Consider the following 13,452-nt stretch of genomic DNA (forward strand, 5'->3'; position numbering starts at 1 on the left):
GTGGCGGGGTCGCACCCCCGGGTGGGGGCGCCCCCCCGGGGCGCGGTCCCGGCCGTCCGCTCCCGCCCCCGTTCGTGCGGGGCCCGCCGTGGTAGCCGGCCACTCACGACCACCAGCCGGGTCAGAGGCCCGAGACCCGCAGCGTGATGTTCAGCCGCCCGGTCAGGCCGAGGGCCGGGTCGGCCGTGCCCGCCAGCGTCCTCGGCACGCCGTGGTAGGCGAACCGGGACGGGCCGCCGAACACGAACAGGTCGCCCGACTGCAGTTCGACGTCCGTGTACGGCTTGCCGCGCGACTCGGTGTTGCCGAAGCGGAACACGCACGTGTCGCCGAGGCTGAGCGACACCACGGGTGCCGTGCTCCGCTCGTCCTTGTCCTGGTGCTGCCCCATCTTCGCCTTCGCGGCGTAGAAGTTGACCAGCGCGGTGTCGGGCTCGTAGCCGTCGGCCGGCTCGCCGTACGCGTCCGCGAGCGCGCGGCGGCCCAGGTCGCCGAGCCAGTCCGGGAACGGCAGCACCGGCTTGCCGTCGTCGGTCGTGCGCGAATAGCCGTTCGGGTACCAGTGCCAGCCGAGGCAGACGGTCTTGACCGACATGACACCGCCGCCCGCGTACGTCGTGTGGCGGTAGCCCGGCCAGCCGCGGCAGGCGGCGACGAGCTCGCGCTGTTCGTCTAAGCCGAGCCAGTCGGGCACGTGGACGGCACCGGGCGCGAGTTCGGCGCGCGGGCGCGGGAGGAGGGCGTCCATCACCTCGATTGTGCCGGAGACTCCCGCCGGACCGGTGCGGTGATCGTCGCCGGGACGACGTGGTGACCGCGGAACGTGACCCCGGCGACGCTGAACAGCCGCAGGAGCCGCCCCAACGGACCAGCGGGACGCTCCTGCGGCCGGATCCCCTCGCTCTGGGCCACCATGGCTAGACGTTCCCACACTGAATGTCACCAGGCCAGCGTGGATCAGCTACGAACGCGTCACTTGACCTCGCCGGTGCGGATCAGTCACGAAACGTCACGACGGTGACGCCCGGCTGAGCCGGCACCGGGTCGTTCATCGCGGCGAGCGCGGCCGGGACGTCGTCGAGGCCGATCCGGCGCCCGATCAGCGCGGCGAGGTCGATCCCGGCCGTCTCGACGACGCGCAGCAGCTCCGGGTACTCGTGGGCCTGCAGTCCGTGGATGCCGACGAGCTCCAGTTCGCCGCCGATGACCCGGTGCATCGGGATCGGCGCGACGCCCTGCGCGGGCGGCATCAGCCCGGCTTGGACGTGCCGGCCGCGCTTGCGGAGGCTGCCCACCGACGCCGCGCACGTCGACGGCGCGCCGAGGCAGTCGAGCGAAACGTGCGTGCCGCCGCCGGTCAGCTCGCGCACGTGCGCGGCGACGGCTTCCGGGCCGTCGAACGCCGACGAGTCGACGGTGAGGGTGGCGCCGGACTCGGCGGCAAGTGTCAGAGCGCGCAACGAGACGTCGACCGCGACGACCTTCGCGCCCGCCGCGACGGCCAGCAGGACGGCGGAAATCCCCACGCCGCCGCAGCCGTACACCGAAACCCACTGCCCCGCGGTGACGCGCCCCTGCCGCAGCACCGCGCGGAACGCCGTGCCGAACCGGCAGCCGAGCGCGGCGGCTTCGGCGGCACCGAGCGAGTCCGGCAGTGCGACGAGGTTCGTCTCGGCGTGCCCGATGGCGACGCGCTCGGCGAACGAACCCCAGTGGGTGGCGCCGGGCTGGAACTCGCGGTCGCAGATCTGCTGGTCACCGCGGGCGCACTGGGGGCAGGTGCCGCAGGCGCAGACGAACGGCACGGTGACGCGCGCGCCGAGCTCCCACCCGCGCACGCCGTCGCCGAGCGCGACGACGCGGCCGGCGAGCTCGTGCCCGGCGACGTGCGGCAGCTTCACCGCGGCGTCGTGCCCCTGCCACGTGTGCCAGTCGCTGCGGCAGACGCCGGTGGCGTCGACCTCGATCACCGCGCCACCGGGCGGCGCCACCGGCTCCGGCACGTCCCGCACGACCGGCGGGACGCGGAACTCCTCCATGACCACAGCTCGCATGCCCCGAGCCTACGTGCTCAGGTGAGCGAATTTCCGTTGATACTGCAAAGAGGCTTATTCAGCCGTCACCCGGCGCAAACCTCGCCACAGCGGGCATGATGCGATTCCCGTAGCGCCGGTCTAGCCCGAATAAGCCTCTCAATTGAGCGGAGGCGCTTGCGCGTGGAAGCGCGTCCTTCCCCGCGGCGGCCCGAGGAGCCTGCTGAGCGAGCCGTCCGGCACGTTCAGGATGTCCTCGAGATTCCGCAGGGCCTCCAAGGATTCCGCCCGTTCGGGCCGGCACCGCCCCGACTGCCAGTGGCTGAGGGTGGCCAGGCTGACCGTGGTTCCCCTGCCGCGCAAGCGATAGCGGATCCGGTCGAGCCCGAGCCCGCGGGCCCGGATCGCCGCCCGGAGGGCCACGTCGAACGGCCCGGCGGCGAGCAGCTGGCTCAGCTCCGCCTGTTCCCCCCGGTCGATGGTGCGTGTTCGCTGACCGGTCATCACAACGCTCCGAAGCACTCCCGAGTACGAAAATTGGAGCGTAGGCCCAGCTTCCCAAGATCGGAAGGGCCCTCACCCACCTGCGAGCCGCACCTCTTCGGCGATGGCGGCGAACGGTTCCGCGTAGCCGGAGTTGATCGTGACGTAGGAAATCCCCCACCGCTCCCGCCAGCGGAGAAGCCTTTCCGCCGCTTGACCTGGATCAGCGGGCAGCACGGTGACGGCACCGGCGGCGGCGAGCTCCGGGACGTCGACCCCGGCCCACCGCGCGATTCCCGGCGACGGCGCGTCCCCGACGGCCATCAGGTTCAGCCCGAGTTCGATGTCCGGCAGCCGTTCGTCAGCCAGCTTACGGAATCGATCCACAATGGACTGGGCCTCGGCTTCGGTGGTCTTCGGCTGCCAGCTGAAGGTGAGGGTGTCGGCTTCTTGCGCGGCGAGCGCCAGCATTTTCGGCCCGCCGCCGGCGAGCACCAGCTTCGGGCGGTCGCTCGCTCGCTTGAGGTGGGCGATCGTCTCGGCCATCCGTGTGATGCGCTCACCCGGTTCGCCGAACTCCCGGCCGAGGTCTTCGGCGTGCTCCTTCGCCCCGGGCCGCCCGACGCCGAGCCCGAGCTCGAAGCGGCCACCGGTCTGCTGGTGCAGGGTCTGGGCCTGCCAGCCGAGGGCCCGGGCGTCCCGGAAGGGATCGGCGAGCACGAAGGTCCCGACGGTGAGGTCCAGGGTGACCGCGGCGGCGGCCCCGAGCAGCACGAAGGGATCGGCGGTGCCGACGGGATCGGTGGCGAGCAGGGTGTCGAAGCCGAGCTTTTCGACGCGCTCGGCCTGGGCGGTCCACGAAGTCAGGTCCGGGGAGTAGCCGGCGACGATGCCGAAGCGGAAGGGTTTCATGCGGCCATGGTCGTGGTCGCGGGGGTGTCACCACATCCGCTTCACGACGTCATCCGCGCGTACGCCTCCCGCCGTCCCCAGCGGGGTCAGCGCAGGGTGACCGACAGGGCCTGCGCGATCTCCTTGCCGATGGCGTGCGTGGCCACCTCCGGCGGCGAGCCCACCTTGACCACCATCGGTCCCCCGAACGGCTGGCGCTCGACGACCTCGATGCGCTCGCCGAGGTTGATCGCGTGCTCCGTCAGGTAGCGCAGCAGCTCGGGGTCGGTGTCCCAGACCCGCACGATCTCGCCCACCGCGCCCGGCTCGAGGTCGTCGAGGATGCGGACCGACAGCTCCTCGACGCTGCCGTCCGGTGCCGGGATCGGGTCGCCGTGGGGGTCGCGGACCGGGTTGCCCAGCTTCGCCGCGATGCGCTCGACCAGCCGGTCCGACACCGCGTGCTCCAGCGCGTCCGCCTCCGCGTGGACCTCGTCCCAGGTGTAGCCGAGCTCGGACACGAGGTACGTCTCGATCAGCCGGTGCCGCCGCAGCACCGAGCGCGCCAGGAGCCGCCCGTCGGCGGTGAGCTCGATCCCGCGGTAGGGCACGTGGGTGACCAGTCCGAGCTGGGACAGCTTCGTGACCATCCCCGACGCCGAGGACGGGCTGACCTCCAGCCGGCCGGCGAGCGAGGTGTTCGTGACCGCCTCCCCGCGCTCGACCAGGCCGTAGATCACCCGGACGTAGTCCTCGACCGACGAGGACCTCCGGACCGAACCATCTCCCATGCCGCATACGATACGGGGCCCGGTTCTTTCTGGTGAAAGTTCACGGCCGCCAGCGGTAGCGGATCCAGCCGGGGACGGGTTCCGCGCCGAGCTGGGCGTAGAACGCCTCGCCTTTTTCGTTGCCCTCCTGCATGTCCCACTCGACGCGCCCGGTGGTGCGGGTGCGCAGCTCGTCGAGCAGCTCGCCGCCGAGGCCGTGGCGGCGGTGCGCGGGCCGGATGAACAGGTCGTCCAGCCAGATCCCCGGCCGGGCCTCCCAGGTGGAGAAGTTCCAGCTGCAGAAGGCGAAGCCGGCGACGGTGCCGGGCTCCCCCGGCGGGGTCGCGATCAGCACCCACGCCTTCGGGTCCGGCCCGAAGAGGTGGCCGCTCATCTCGGCGCGGTCCAGCTTGAGGTCGTGGTTGTCCTCGTAGACGGCGTGCTCTTCGATGAGCGCGCAGATCTCTTCGATGTCTTCGAAGACGGCGTCGCGGACGGGCATCTCGCCTCCCGTTTCTGTCGGTGGTGGTCGCTACGGTCGGAGTCGGAGGTGGTCGATGGCACCGGAGGAGAAGTTCGAAGCGCTGGTCGACGAGTTCACCGGACGGCCGGGCATCACGCCACCCGGCGCGACCGGCGGGTTCGGGCGCACGGCGCTGCGGGTGGACGGCCGGATCTTCGGCATGTTCGTCCGCGGGCAGCTGGTGCTGAAGCTGCCCCGGGCGAGGGTCGACGAGCTCGTGGCGGGCGGGCACGGGGTGCGCTTCGACGCCAACAAGGGCACGCCGATGAAGGAGTGGCTGGCGCTGGACACGGGGTCGGCGCAGCCCTGGTCCGCGCTGGCGGAAGAAGCACTCGAGTTCGTGGGGAAGAGGTGAATCATCACGCTTGATAACGCAGTTCGCCGCCGACGGCGGTGCCTTGCACGCTGAGGTCGTCCAAAGCGGACTCGTCCAGGGGCGAGCCCGACAGCACGGCGAAGTCGGCGAGCTTCCCAGGTTCGAGCGTGCCCAGGTCACGCTCGGCGAAGGTCGCGTACGCCGAGCCGTACGTGTACGCGCGCAACGCCTGCTCCGGCGTCAACGCCTCTTCGGGTGCGAAGGGGGCTCCGGACGCCGTGCGCCGACGCACCATGTCGGCCAGCGCGAGCAGCGGCGCGCCGTTCACGACGGGCCGGTCCGAGGACGCGGGAAGCACGCAACCCGCGTCGAGGACGCTTCGCAGCCGGTAGCACCACGGGACGCGAGCCTCGCCGAGCGCGGCGCGCATGCCGTCGCCGAGCTCGTTGACGAACCGGCCCTGCGGTGACGCGAGCAAGCCGAGCGACGCGAGCCGGGTCAGTTCCGCGGGCTGGAGCACCGCGCAGTGCTCGATGCGGTGACGGTGGTCCGCACGCGGCGAAGCGGCCAAGGCGGCCTCGTAGGCGTCGAGGACGACGGTGATCGCGCGGTCGCCGATGGCGTGCGTCGCGATCTGCCAGCCCGCCTCGTGGGCGCGGCGGATCGTGCGGACCAGCTCGTCCTCGGGCACCTGGAAGTAGCCGCGGTTGCCGGGCTCGCCGTCGAACGGGTCATGCATCGCACAGGTGCGCCCGACCAGGGAGCCGTCGGCGAACAACTTCATCGGGCCGACGCGCAGCCACTCGTCGCCGAGGCCGGTGCGCAGGCCGAGGTCGAGGCCGAAGCCGGCGTCGTCGGGCAGGTCGTGCAGCACGCTCGCGGCGACCATCACCGTGCTGCGCACGCGCAGCACGCCGCGGTCGCGCGCCTCCTGGTAGGCGGCCAGTTCGGCTGGTGTCTCACCGACCAGGCCGCCGCCGATCCCGGCCTCCTGGACGCTGGTGATGCCCTCCGACAGGTACTGCTCGGACGCCCGGTCGAGCCCGCGGACGACGCGCGAAATTGGTGTGGGGTACGTCAGCGGCCGCAGCAGCAGCTGCGCCTGCTCACGCAGCAACCCCGTCGGCGAACCGTCCGCGTCGAGCACGACGTCGCCGCCGACCGGCACGTTCGCCAGGTCGAGCTGGTCCAAGACCGCCGAGTTGACCACGGTCATGTGCCCGGACGTGTGCTTGAGCCGCACGAGCATCCCCGGCGCCGCGCGGTCGAGCCCGTGCCGGTCCGGGTGCCCGCCGGCGAGCTTGTTCTGGTCGTACCCGCTCCCGACCACCCAGCTCCCGGCCGGCAGCGTCGCGGCTCGCGCGGCGACGGCGTCGTAGACCTCCTCGACGCTGCGGCAGCCACCCAACGCGACGTCGTCGAGGCCCATCCCGAACCACGCCATGTGGTTGTGGGCGTCGTGGAACCCGGGCACGACGAAGCCGCCACCGAGGTCGACCCGCGAGCGCGCCGAAAGGGAGAGGGCGTCGTCGCCGAGCGCGACGACCCGGCCGTGCAGCACGGCGAGTGCGCTGGTGACGCCTGTGCCCGTCCACACTGTGGCGTTCTCGTAGACCGTATCGACCCGCATGTGTTCGGACACTATCGATCGATCGATCGAACGTCTAGCATCGGCCGCATGCCCACCGTGGAGTTCGCCGTCGAGGACGGCATCGCGCAGATCCGGCTGAACCGGCCCGAGCGGCTCAACGCGGTCGCCGCCGTCCTGGTCGACGACTTCCTCGCCGCGCTCGACGCCGCCGCGCGCAGCGACGCCCGCGTCGTCGTGCTGTCCGGCACCGGCCGCGCCTTCTGCGCGGGCCACGACCTCAAGGAACCCACCCCCGCGGGGGACTCCCGGGCGCGGCTCGACCGGCTCCAGGACGTCACGCGCCGGCTGCGCGCGCTGCGCCAGCCGGTGATCGCCGCGGTGCACGGCTACGCGATCGGCGCCGGCGCGGAGTTCGCGCTCGGCTGCGACCTGATCCTGGCCGCCGAGGACGCCGTCTTCGCGTTCCCCGAAGTTTCGCTGGGCCTGAGCGTCACCGGCGCGGCGTCGCGCCTGCTCCCGCTGCTCGTCGGCCCGCTCAAGGCGAAGGAGCTGCTCCTGCTCGGCGAGCGCTTCGACGGCCGGAAGGCCGCGGAGCTCGGCATGGTCAACGCCGCCGTGCCCGCCGAGCAGCTCCAGGCGGAGGCGCTCAGCTGGGCGAAGCGGATCGCCGGGCACCCGCCGGCGGCCGCGGCGATGGCGAAGCGCGTCCTCGACGCGAGCACGGACATCGAACCCGCGCTGGAACTCGAGGTCAGCCACGCCCTCATCACCGAAACCTCGGCCGCGGTCGCCGCGTCCACGGAGGCCTTCCGGAGCCGGACGTGATGCCGCTCACCGAAATCGGCACGCTCGCCCAGCTCGTCACGCGGGCCGCGCGACTGTGGCCGGACCGCACGGCCTGGGTGTTCGACGAAACCGGCCGTCGCTTCACCTTCGCCGACGTCGACCGCGAAAGCTCCCGGTTCGCCGCGGCGCTGGCCGGACGCGGGATCGGCCCCGGCGACCGGGTGGCGGTGATGCTGCGCAACCAGCCCGAGTTCCCACTGCTCTGGCTGGCGCTGGCGAAGATCGGCGCGATCCTGGTGCCGGTCAACACGAACTACCAGGAGTTCGACGGCGCCCACGTCCTCCGCCATTCCGGCGCGAAACTGGCCGTCGCCGCACCGGAGTTCACCGACCTCCTCGGCCGCATCGGCCTGACCGAGGTCACCACCCCCACCGCACTTTCACGTGAAAGTGCCCACCTGGGGACCGCACTTTCACGTGAAAGTGCGGCCTTCACGCCGGTGCCCGAGACTCCGGTGAACATCCAGTACACGTCCGGCACCACGGGCGCACCCAAGGGCTGCGTCCTGCCGAACCGGTACTGGACGACCCTGGCCGTCGGCCTCGCCACCGACTTCCCCGCCGTCGGCGAGGACGACGTGGTCCTGACCGCGCAGCCGTTCCACTACATCGATCCACAGTGGAACGTCGCGCTGGGGCTCGCCGCCGGCGCCACCCTCGTCGTGCTGGACCGCTTCCACCCCAGCACGTTCTGGGCGAAGGTCCGCGAGTACGGCGTCACGTGGTTCTACTGCCTCGGCCTGATGCCGACGCTGCTGCTGCGGCAGGAGCCGGCGGAAGCCGACCGCGACCACCGCGTCCGCGCGATCTGCGCGTCCGCGATCCCGCACGAGCTGCACGCCGAGCTGGAGGCGCGCTGGGGCGTGCCGTGGTACGAGGCGTTCGGGATGACCGAGACCGGCGGCGACATCCGGATGACGGCGGCCGACCACGACGAGACCGTCGGCACCGGCTGCATCGGCCGGCCGAGCCGCGACCGCGAGGCGATGGTCGCCGGCGAAGACGGGAAGCCGGTGCCGCGCGGGGAAACCGGCGAGCTGCTGATCCGCGGGATCGGGCTGATGCACGGCTACCACGACGATCCCGAGGCGACGGCGAAGGCGTTCCGGAACGGCTGGTTCCACACCGGCGACCTCGCCCGCATGGACGACGCCGGCCGCGTGTACTACGTCGGCCGCACGAAGGACATGATCCGCCGCAGCGGCGAGAACGTCTCCGCCGACGAGGTCGAACGCGCGCTGCTGCTGCACCCGGCGGTGCGGCTGGCGGCCGTCGTCGCGGTGCCCGACGAACTGCGCGGCGAGGAGATCAAGGCGTACGTCGTGTGCGACGGCGAACGTCCGGAGCCCGCCGAGCTCGCCGAGTTCTGTTCGGGAAAGCTGGCCTACTTCAAGGTTCCGCGCTTCTGGGCGTTCGCCGACGGGCTGCCGATGACGCCGTCCGAGCGCGTCGCCAAGGGCGAGCTGCGGAAGGTGGCCGACCCGCGCGCCGGGTCGTGGGACGCGAAGGCGGCGGCATGGCTGTGACCAGCCGGGAACGCGTCCGCGCGGCGGCGGTGAAACTGTTCGCCACCAAGGGGTTCCACGGCACGGGCATCCGGGACCTGGCGCAGGAGGCGGAACTCTCCTCGGCGAGCCTGTACCACTACATGGGCACCAAGGAGGATCTGCTCGCGGAGATCATGCACACGGCGCTGAACCGCCTGCTGGACGCGGCCCGCGAAGCGACGGCCGGCCGCGCGGACCCGGTGCACCGGCTGCGCACGCTGGTCGCGCTGCACGTGCTCGCGCACGCGGTCGGCCCGGCGGAAACCCGGGTGGTGGACAACGAAGTCGACGTGCTGTCGCCGGCCGCGCGCGAGCCGGTGGTGGCGTTGCGGGACGCGTACGAACACCTGTGGGCCACGGCGATCGACGAAGGCGTCGCGGCCGGGGTGTTCCACACCGAACACCCGGCGGTGACCCGGCTGGCTCTGCTGGAGATGTGCAGCGGCGTGGCCAGGTGGTATTCACCACGCGGGCCGCTGGCGCTGGACCAGCTCGCCGAGCACTACGCGGAGCTGGCGTCGAGGGCGCTGGGCTGCACGTCTTCGCCGGGCGTAGCCGACTTGCGACGCTGCCGGGAAATCGTCGCGAAAGAGTGGGGGACGTCCGTTTAGCGGCGCTTTTACCTGTGTACGCCTTGCCCAGACGGCGTGCGTGGGGGACGCTCGAAGGGTGACTGAGGAAACGATCCAACTGGAACTGGACGACTCGGGTCTCGCGCCGGGCCTCCCGGCGCCGGCACACCCCCGCGATCAGGTGCAGGATGTCCCCTATCGCCCCGTCGAGTTCCGTGATGACGATCTCCCCACCGCCCTGGAGCGGGCTTCCAAGTGGCTACGGCAGGCGCAGGACTGGCTGGGCGAACCGCTCGACGTCCTGGCGATTCACCTCGACTACGACGACCGCCAGGGTTCGCCGTACTACGACGTGAAGCTCCTGTGCAACGAAGAGGACCTGGCCGGCGTCCCGATCGCCATCCGCAACAAGAAGTAACCCGAAACACCGCCGAGGCCACCTCCCGGACGTCCGGGAGGTGGCCTCGTTCGCGTCCGGAGTCTCAGCCGAGCACGCCGCCGACCTTCACGTGCCCCTTGAGCAGGTTGCGCGCGATGGTGCGGCGCTGGATCTCGTCGGTACCCTCGTAGATGCGCAGCAGCCGCAGTTCGCGGTACCAGCGCTCGACCGGCAGCTCCCGCGTGTAACCCATGCCACCGTGGATCTGCAGGACGCGGTCGACGATTTCGTTGGCCTTCTGGCCGCCGTACAGCTTCGCCATCGACTGCGCGTGCCGCGAGTCGACGCCCTGGTCGACCTGCCAGGCGGCGTTGAGCACCAGCCAGCGCAGCGCTTCCAGCTCGACGCCGGAGTCGGCGATCATCCACTGGATGGCCTGGCGTTCGGCGATCTTCTGCCCGAACGTCTCGCGGGTGTTGGCGTGCTCGATGGCCATCGAGATCAGCCGCTCGCACGAACCGATCGCGCGCGCCGGCAGGAGGTAGCGTCCCTGGCCGATCCACTGCATGGCGAGCTCGAAGCCGCGGCCCTCCTCACCGAGGATCTGCGTCTCCGGGACGCGGACGTCCTGGAAGATCAGCGAGGCCGGACCCCACTCGCCCATGGTGTCGATGTACTCGGACTTCCAGCCGGCCTCACGGTCGACGAGGAAGCACGTGACGCCGCCGTTCGCGCCCTTCTCGGGGTCGGTGATCGCGAAGACCATCGTGAAGTCGGCTTCGTTGCCCCCGGTGATGAAGGTCTTCTCGCCGTTGATGATCCAGTCGGTGCCGTCCTTGCGGGCGGTGGTCCGGATGGCCTTGGCGTCCGACCCGGCGCCCGGCTCGGTGATCGCGAAGCACGACTTGCGCTCGCCCGAGATGGTCGGCAGCAGGTAGGTCTGCTTCTGCTCCTCGTTGGCGTGGAACAGGATGTTGTCCGCGGCGCCGCCGAAGCGGAACGGCACGAAGGTCCGGCCGAGCTCGGCCTCGAGCAGCGCGGCCATCACGGCGGACAGGCCCATGCCGCCGTACTCCTCCGGCGTGAAGACGCCCCAGAAGCCGGACTCCTTCGCCTTCAGCTGGAGGTCCTTCAGCTCCTCGCCGGTCAGGCCGGGCTGGTGGGCGCGCTCGCGCCGGAGGACTTCCTGCTCGAGCGGGATCAGCTCCCGCTGGACGAACGTGCGGACCCAGTCGCGCACTTCACGTTCTTCGGTGCTGAGAGAGAAATCCATCCGACGCTGCTCCTCCGACACTGGCTGGCTAAGCGCTTGCTTAGTACGAGGGTACCTCCTGAGAGCGTGATTACCCCAGACCTGTCCCCGAATTCGTGACAACCGCTTCGGCGCCCGGGAGGATCGGAGGCGTGATGGAGATCGTGGTCCGCTGGTCGTCGCCGCTGCCCGCCGAAGAGCGTTTCCTGCGCCTGCTGGACGACGTCGAGCAAGGCCGCTTCGAGGCGTACCGGCAGGACGCGGACAAGCGGCGCTTCCTCACCGGCCGCGTGCTGGCGAAGACGGTGGCGGCGGAGCGGCTGGGGGTGGCCCCCGAAGCCGTGAAGTTCGACGCGACCTGCGAAGACTGCGGCAAACCGCACGGCAGGCCGCGGGTCCCGGGCGCGGACCTGACGCTGTCGATCTCGCACTCGGGCGAGCTGATCGGCGTGGCGGCGACGCCGTCGGTCCCGGTGGGCCTGGACGTCGAGACGGCCGGCCGCAAGGCCGACGACGGCCTGATCGAGTACGCCCTGAGCCCGGCCGAAGCCGGCCACCTGACCGGCCTGACCGACGCGGAGAAGGCGGCGGCGTTCTTCGTCTACTGGACGCGCAAGGAAGCCGTGATGAAGGCCACGGGCAAGGGCCTGCGCATCCCGCTGAAGAGCATCACGTTCTCCCGCTTCGACGAGCCGGCCCGGCTGCTGGAGTCGGGCGACCCGGCACTGGACCCGGCGACCACACGGCTGGTCGACCTGAAGGCGGCTGACGGCTACCGCGCGGCCATCGCGGTCCTGGCCACCGACGAGCTGTCGGTGACCGAGGAGCTCTGGGTCCCGTAACCCCGCCCCAATGTGGCCTTGGTTGCTCCACCGATGCCCCCACCGCCACCCTCAACGGAGGCGCTTCGCGCCGCAGTGCTGATTCAGCGCACCGAAGGCCGCCTTGGGTGCGTTGAACGCACCGAAGGCCACATTGGGGCGCTTGAAGCTGTCAGACGCCGGTGAGGTCGCCGAGGCCCATCGCGCTCAGCAGCGTGCGGAACTTCGCTGTCGTCTCGTCCAGCTCCGCCTGGGGGTCCGAAGCCGGGACGATCCCGCCGCCCGCGTAGAGCCGCATCGACGTCGACGCGATCTCGGCGCAGCGGATCGCCACCGCCCACTCGCCGTCGCCCGAGGCGTCGACCCAGCCGACCGCGCCCGCGTAGTAGTCGCGGTCGAACGGCTCCAGCTCCTGGACCAGCTCACGCGCGCCCTCGGTCGGGGTGCCGCAGATCGCCGGGGTCGGGTGCAGGGCCGCCGCCAGGTCGAGCGCCGTGATGTCCGGGTCGGCCAGCTCGCCGGTGATCGGGGTGCGCAGGTGCCAGATCGCCGGGGTGGTGACCAGCTCCGGCTCCGCCGGGACCGCCAGGGTCCGGCAGAACGGCCGCAGGGCCTCGACCAGGTAGTCGATCACCACGGCGTGTTCCAGCTGGTCCTTGCGCGACGTCCGCAGCGCCTCGCCGTTCGCGCGGTCGGTCGCCGGGTCGGCCGAGCGCGGCATGGAGCCGGCGTGTGGCGACGAGAAGACCGTGCGGCCCGTGCGGCGCAGCAGGAGCTCGGGCGTGGCGCCGACGAGTGAGCGTCCGCCCGGCAGCTCGGCCGCGTACGTGAAGTGCCGCGGGTTGCCGACCGCCAGGTTGCGCACGATGCTTTCCGCGAACACCGGCGCGGCGAACTCGAGGTCGAGAGCGCGGGCCAGCACGGCTTTCCGCAGGTCACGCGAAGCCAGCGCGTCCACGGCCGCCGAGACGGCCGCCATGTGCTGCGCGGGAGAAGGCACCGCACGCACCCGCACGGGCGCCGGCTGGACCTCACGCGGCAGCGCGGGCGCCCCTTCGGAGCGGTGGACGGTCCGGGGCACGACGAGATGGCCCGGCACCTTCGTGTCGGGCCCGGTGTCGAACGGCAGGACGCCGACGGCCAGCGGGGCACCGGTCTCGGCCAGCACGCCGGGGATCACCGAGGCGAGCCGGCGGGGGTCCGTCTCGGTGACGGTCCGGAGGGTGCCCTGCGCGAGGAGTGCGCGCTCGGCCGTCGTGAACAGGAAGTCGCCTCGCTGGTAGCGGGCGGCGAGGTCTCTTGCCGGGATCACCGGACTGACCGCTCTTGGGGGGTCCAGGGGGGCTTGCCCCCCGGCTGGGGTCTGGGGCTCGGCCCCAGAGGCTTCAGCGCTCACAGACTCCAGCGTCCCAGGCTTCGGGAGATCCG

15 protein-coding genes are annotated in these 13,452 nt (G+C 71.6%); 6 read left to right on the top strand and 9 right to left on the bottom strand.

All coding sequences use genetic code 11. From position 1 onward, the window contains the following. Nucleotides 1–121: 121 nt before the first annotated feature. The 6 genes from AB0M83_RS13650 to AB0M83_RS13675 form a co-directional block, all read right to left on the bottom strand. Nucleotides 122–748: an alpha-ketoglutarate-dependent dioxygenase AlkB gene (locus tag AB0M83_RS13650; protein WP_364516692.1), complete on the bottom strand. Its 627-nt coding sequence runs from the start codon at nt 746–748 to the stop codon at nt 122–124. 247 nt (nt 749–995) lie between these two features. Continuing rightward, nucleotides 996–2,054 carry an alcohol dehydrogenase catalytic domain-containing protein gene (locus tag AB0M83_RS13655; RefSeq protein WP_364516694.1) on the bottom strand — a complete coding sequence of 353 codons (1,059 nt, stop codon included), beginning with the start codon at nt 2,052–2,054 and terminating at the stop codon, nt 996–998. A gap of 138 nt (nt 2,055–2,192) precedes the next feature. Continuing rightward, complete coding sequence (locus AB0M83_RS13660; RefSeq protein ID WP_364516696.1) at nt 2,193–2,537, bottom strand: transcriptional regulator; 345 nt, start codon at nt 2,535–2,537, stop codon at nt 2,193–2,195. Nucleotides 2,538–2,609: 72 nt separating this feature from the next. Next, the gene (locus AB0M83_RS13665) at nt 2,610–3,428 is read right to left on the bottom strand and encodes an LLM class flavin-dependent oxidoreductase (RefSeq protein WP_364516698.1); all 819 of its coding nucleotides are present in this window, start codon (nt 3,426–3,428) and stop codon (nt 2,610–2,612) included. An 86-nt stretch (nt 3,429–3,514) separates the two neighbouring features. Continuing rightward, complete coding sequence (locus AB0M83_RS13670; RefSeq protein ID WP_364516700.1) at nt 3,515–4,198, bottom strand: metal-dependent transcriptional regulator; 684 nt, start codon at nt 4,196–4,198, stop codon at nt 3,515–3,517. A gap of 40 nt (nt 4,199–4,238) precedes the next feature. Continuing rightward, nucleotides 4,239–4,679, bottom strand: coding sequence for a GNAT family N-acetyltransferase (locus AB0M83_RS13675; RefSeq protein ID WP_364516702.1), 441 nt, complete (start codon nt 4,677–4,679; stop codon nt 4,239–4,241). A 55-nt stretch (nt 4,680–4,734) separates the two neighbouring features. Between AB0M83_RS13675 and AB0M83_RS13680 the strand changes: the two genes are divergently transcribed. Next, the gene (locus AB0M83_RS13680; RefSeq protein WP_364516704.1) at nt 4,735–5,055 is read left to right on the top strand and encodes a hypothetical protein; all 321 of its coding nucleotides are present in this window, start codon (nt 4,735–4,737) and stop codon (nt 5,053–5,055) included. 4 nt (nt 5,056–5,059) lie between these two features. Here the strand turns inward: AB0M83_RS13680 and AB0M83_RS13685 are convergent, their stop codons facing one another. Beyond that, the gene (locus AB0M83_RS13685; RefSeq protein WP_364516706.1) at nt 5,060–6,646 is read right to left on the bottom strand and encodes an amidohydrolase; all 1,587 of its coding nucleotides are present in this window, start codon (nt 6,644–6,646) and stop codon (nt 5,060–5,062) included. A gap of 48 nt (nt 6,647–6,694) precedes the next feature. Here AB0M83_RS13685 and AB0M83_RS13690 point away from each other — a divergent pair, with 48 nt between their 5' ends. The 4 genes from AB0M83_RS13690 to AB0M83_RS13705 are packed head-to-tail and all read left to right on the top strand — an operon-like array spanning nt 6,695 to nt 9,990. After that, on the top strand, nt 6,695–7,432 hold the full coding sequence (locus tag AB0M83_RS13690) for an enoyl-CoA hydratase/isomerase family protein (protein ID WP_364516708.1): 738 nt from the start codon (nt 6,695–6,697) through the stop codon (nt 7,430–7,432). Further along, entirely contained in the window at nt 7,429–8,979 is a 1,551-nt protein-coding gene (locus AB0M83_RS13695) for an ATP-dependent acyl-CoA ligase (RefSeq protein ID WP_364516710.1), read from the top strand. The genes AB0M83_RS13690 and AB0M83_RS13695 overlap by 4 nt, the downstream gene beginning before the upstream one ends. Continuing rightward, on the top strand, nt 8,970–9,611 hold the full coding sequence (locus AB0M83_RS13700; protein ID WP_364516712.1) for a TetR/AcrR family transcriptional regulator: 642 nt from the start codon (nt 8,970–8,972) through the stop codon (nt 9,609–9,611). Before AB0M83_RS13695 ends, AB0M83_RS13700 begins: the two co-directional genes overlap by 10 nt. A gap of 58 nt (nt 9,612–9,669) precedes the next feature. After that, nucleotides 9,670–9,990, top strand: coding sequence for a hypothetical protein (locus tag AB0M83_RS13705; RefSeq protein WP_364516714.1), 321 nt, complete (start codon nt 9,670–9,672; stop codon nt 9,988–9,990). Nucleotides 9,991–10,054: 64 nt separating this feature from the next. Here AB0M83_RS13705 and AB0M83_RS13710 read toward each other — a convergent pair whose 3' ends face one another. Then, a complete protein-coding gene (locus AB0M83_RS13710) occupies nt 10,055–11,224 on the bottom strand; it encodes an acyl-CoA dehydrogenase family protein (RefSeq protein WP_086680388.1) in 1,170 nt (389 codons plus the stop codon). A 131-nt stretch (nt 11,225–11,355) separates the two neighbouring features. Between AB0M83_RS13710 and AB0M83_RS13715 the strand changes: the two genes are divergently transcribed. Next, complete coding sequence (locus tag AB0M83_RS13715; RefSeq protein ID WP_364516716.1) at nt 11,356–12,045, top strand: 4'-phosphopantetheinyl transferase superfamily protein; 690 nt, start codon at nt 11,356–11,358, stop codon at nt 12,043–12,045. A gap of 151 nt (nt 12,046–12,196) precedes the next feature. Here the strand turns inward: AB0M83_RS13715 and AB0M83_RS13720 are convergent, their stop codons facing one another. Further along, nucleotides 12,197–13,363 (bottom strand): isochorismate synthase, encoded by a 1,167-nt coding sequence (locus AB0M83_RS13720; RefSeq protein ID WP_364516932.1) that lies wholly within the window; start codon nt 13,361–13,363, stop codon nt 12,197–12,199. Nucleotides 13,364–13,452 lie beyond the last annotated feature (89 nt).

Origin of the sequence: Amycolatopsis sp. NPDC051106 (assembly GCF_040682775.1) — a bacterium.
Classification (GTDB): Bacteria; Actinomycetota; Actinomycetes; order Mycobacteriales; family Pseudonocardiaceae; genus Amycolatopsis.

What these genes read in the sequence shown, in the direction of transcription:
- AB0M83_RS13650 (WP_364516692.1), bottom strand. Translation starts at nt 748, where the DNA reads ATGGACGCCCTCCTCCCGCGCCCGCGCGCCGAACTCGCGCCCGGTGCC.
- AB0M83_RS13655 (WP_364516694.1), bottom strand. Translation starts at nt 2,054, where the DNA reads ATGCGAGCTGTGGTCATGGAGGAGTTCCGCGTCCCGCCGGTCGTGCGG.
- AB0M83_RS13660 (WP_364516696.1), bottom strand. Translation starts at nt 2,537, where the DNA reads ATGACCGGTCAGCGAACACGCACCATCGACCGGGGGGAACAGGCGGAG.
- AB0M83_RS13665 (WP_364516698.1), bottom strand. Translation starts at nt 3,428, where the DNA reads ATGAAACCCTTCCGCTTCGGCATCGTCGCCGGCTACTCCCCGGACCTG.
- AB0M83_RS13670 (WP_364516700.1), bottom strand. Translation starts at nt 4,198, where the DNA reads ATGGGAGATGGTTCGGTCCGGAGGTCCTCGTCGGTCGAGGACTACGTC.
- AB0M83_RS13675 (WP_364516702.1), bottom strand. Translation starts at nt 4,679, where the DNA reads ATGCCCGTCCGCGACGCCGTCTTCGAAGACATCGAAGAGATCTGCGCG.
- AB0M83_RS13680 (WP_364516704.1), top strand. Translation starts at nt 4,735, where the DNA reads ATGGCACCGGAGGAGAAGTTCGAAGCGCTGGTCGACGAGTTCACCGGA.
- AB0M83_RS13685 (WP_364516706.1), bottom strand. Translation starts at nt 6,646, where the DNA reads ATGCGGGTCGATACGGTCTACGAGAACGCCACAGTGTGGACGGGCACA.
- AB0M83_RS13690 (WP_364516708.1), top strand. Translation starts at nt 6,695, where the DNA reads ATGCCCACCGTGGAGTTCGCCGTCGAGGACGGCATCGCGCAGATCCGG.
- AB0M83_RS13700 (WP_364516712.1), top strand. Translation starts at nt 8,970, where the DNA reads ATGGCTGTGACCAGCCGGGAACGCGTCCGCGCGGCGGCGGTGAAACTG.
- AB0M83_RS13710 (WP_086680388.1), bottom strand. Translation starts at nt 11,224, where the DNA reads ATGGATTTCTCTCTCAGCACCGAAGAACGTGAAGTGCGCGACTGGGTC.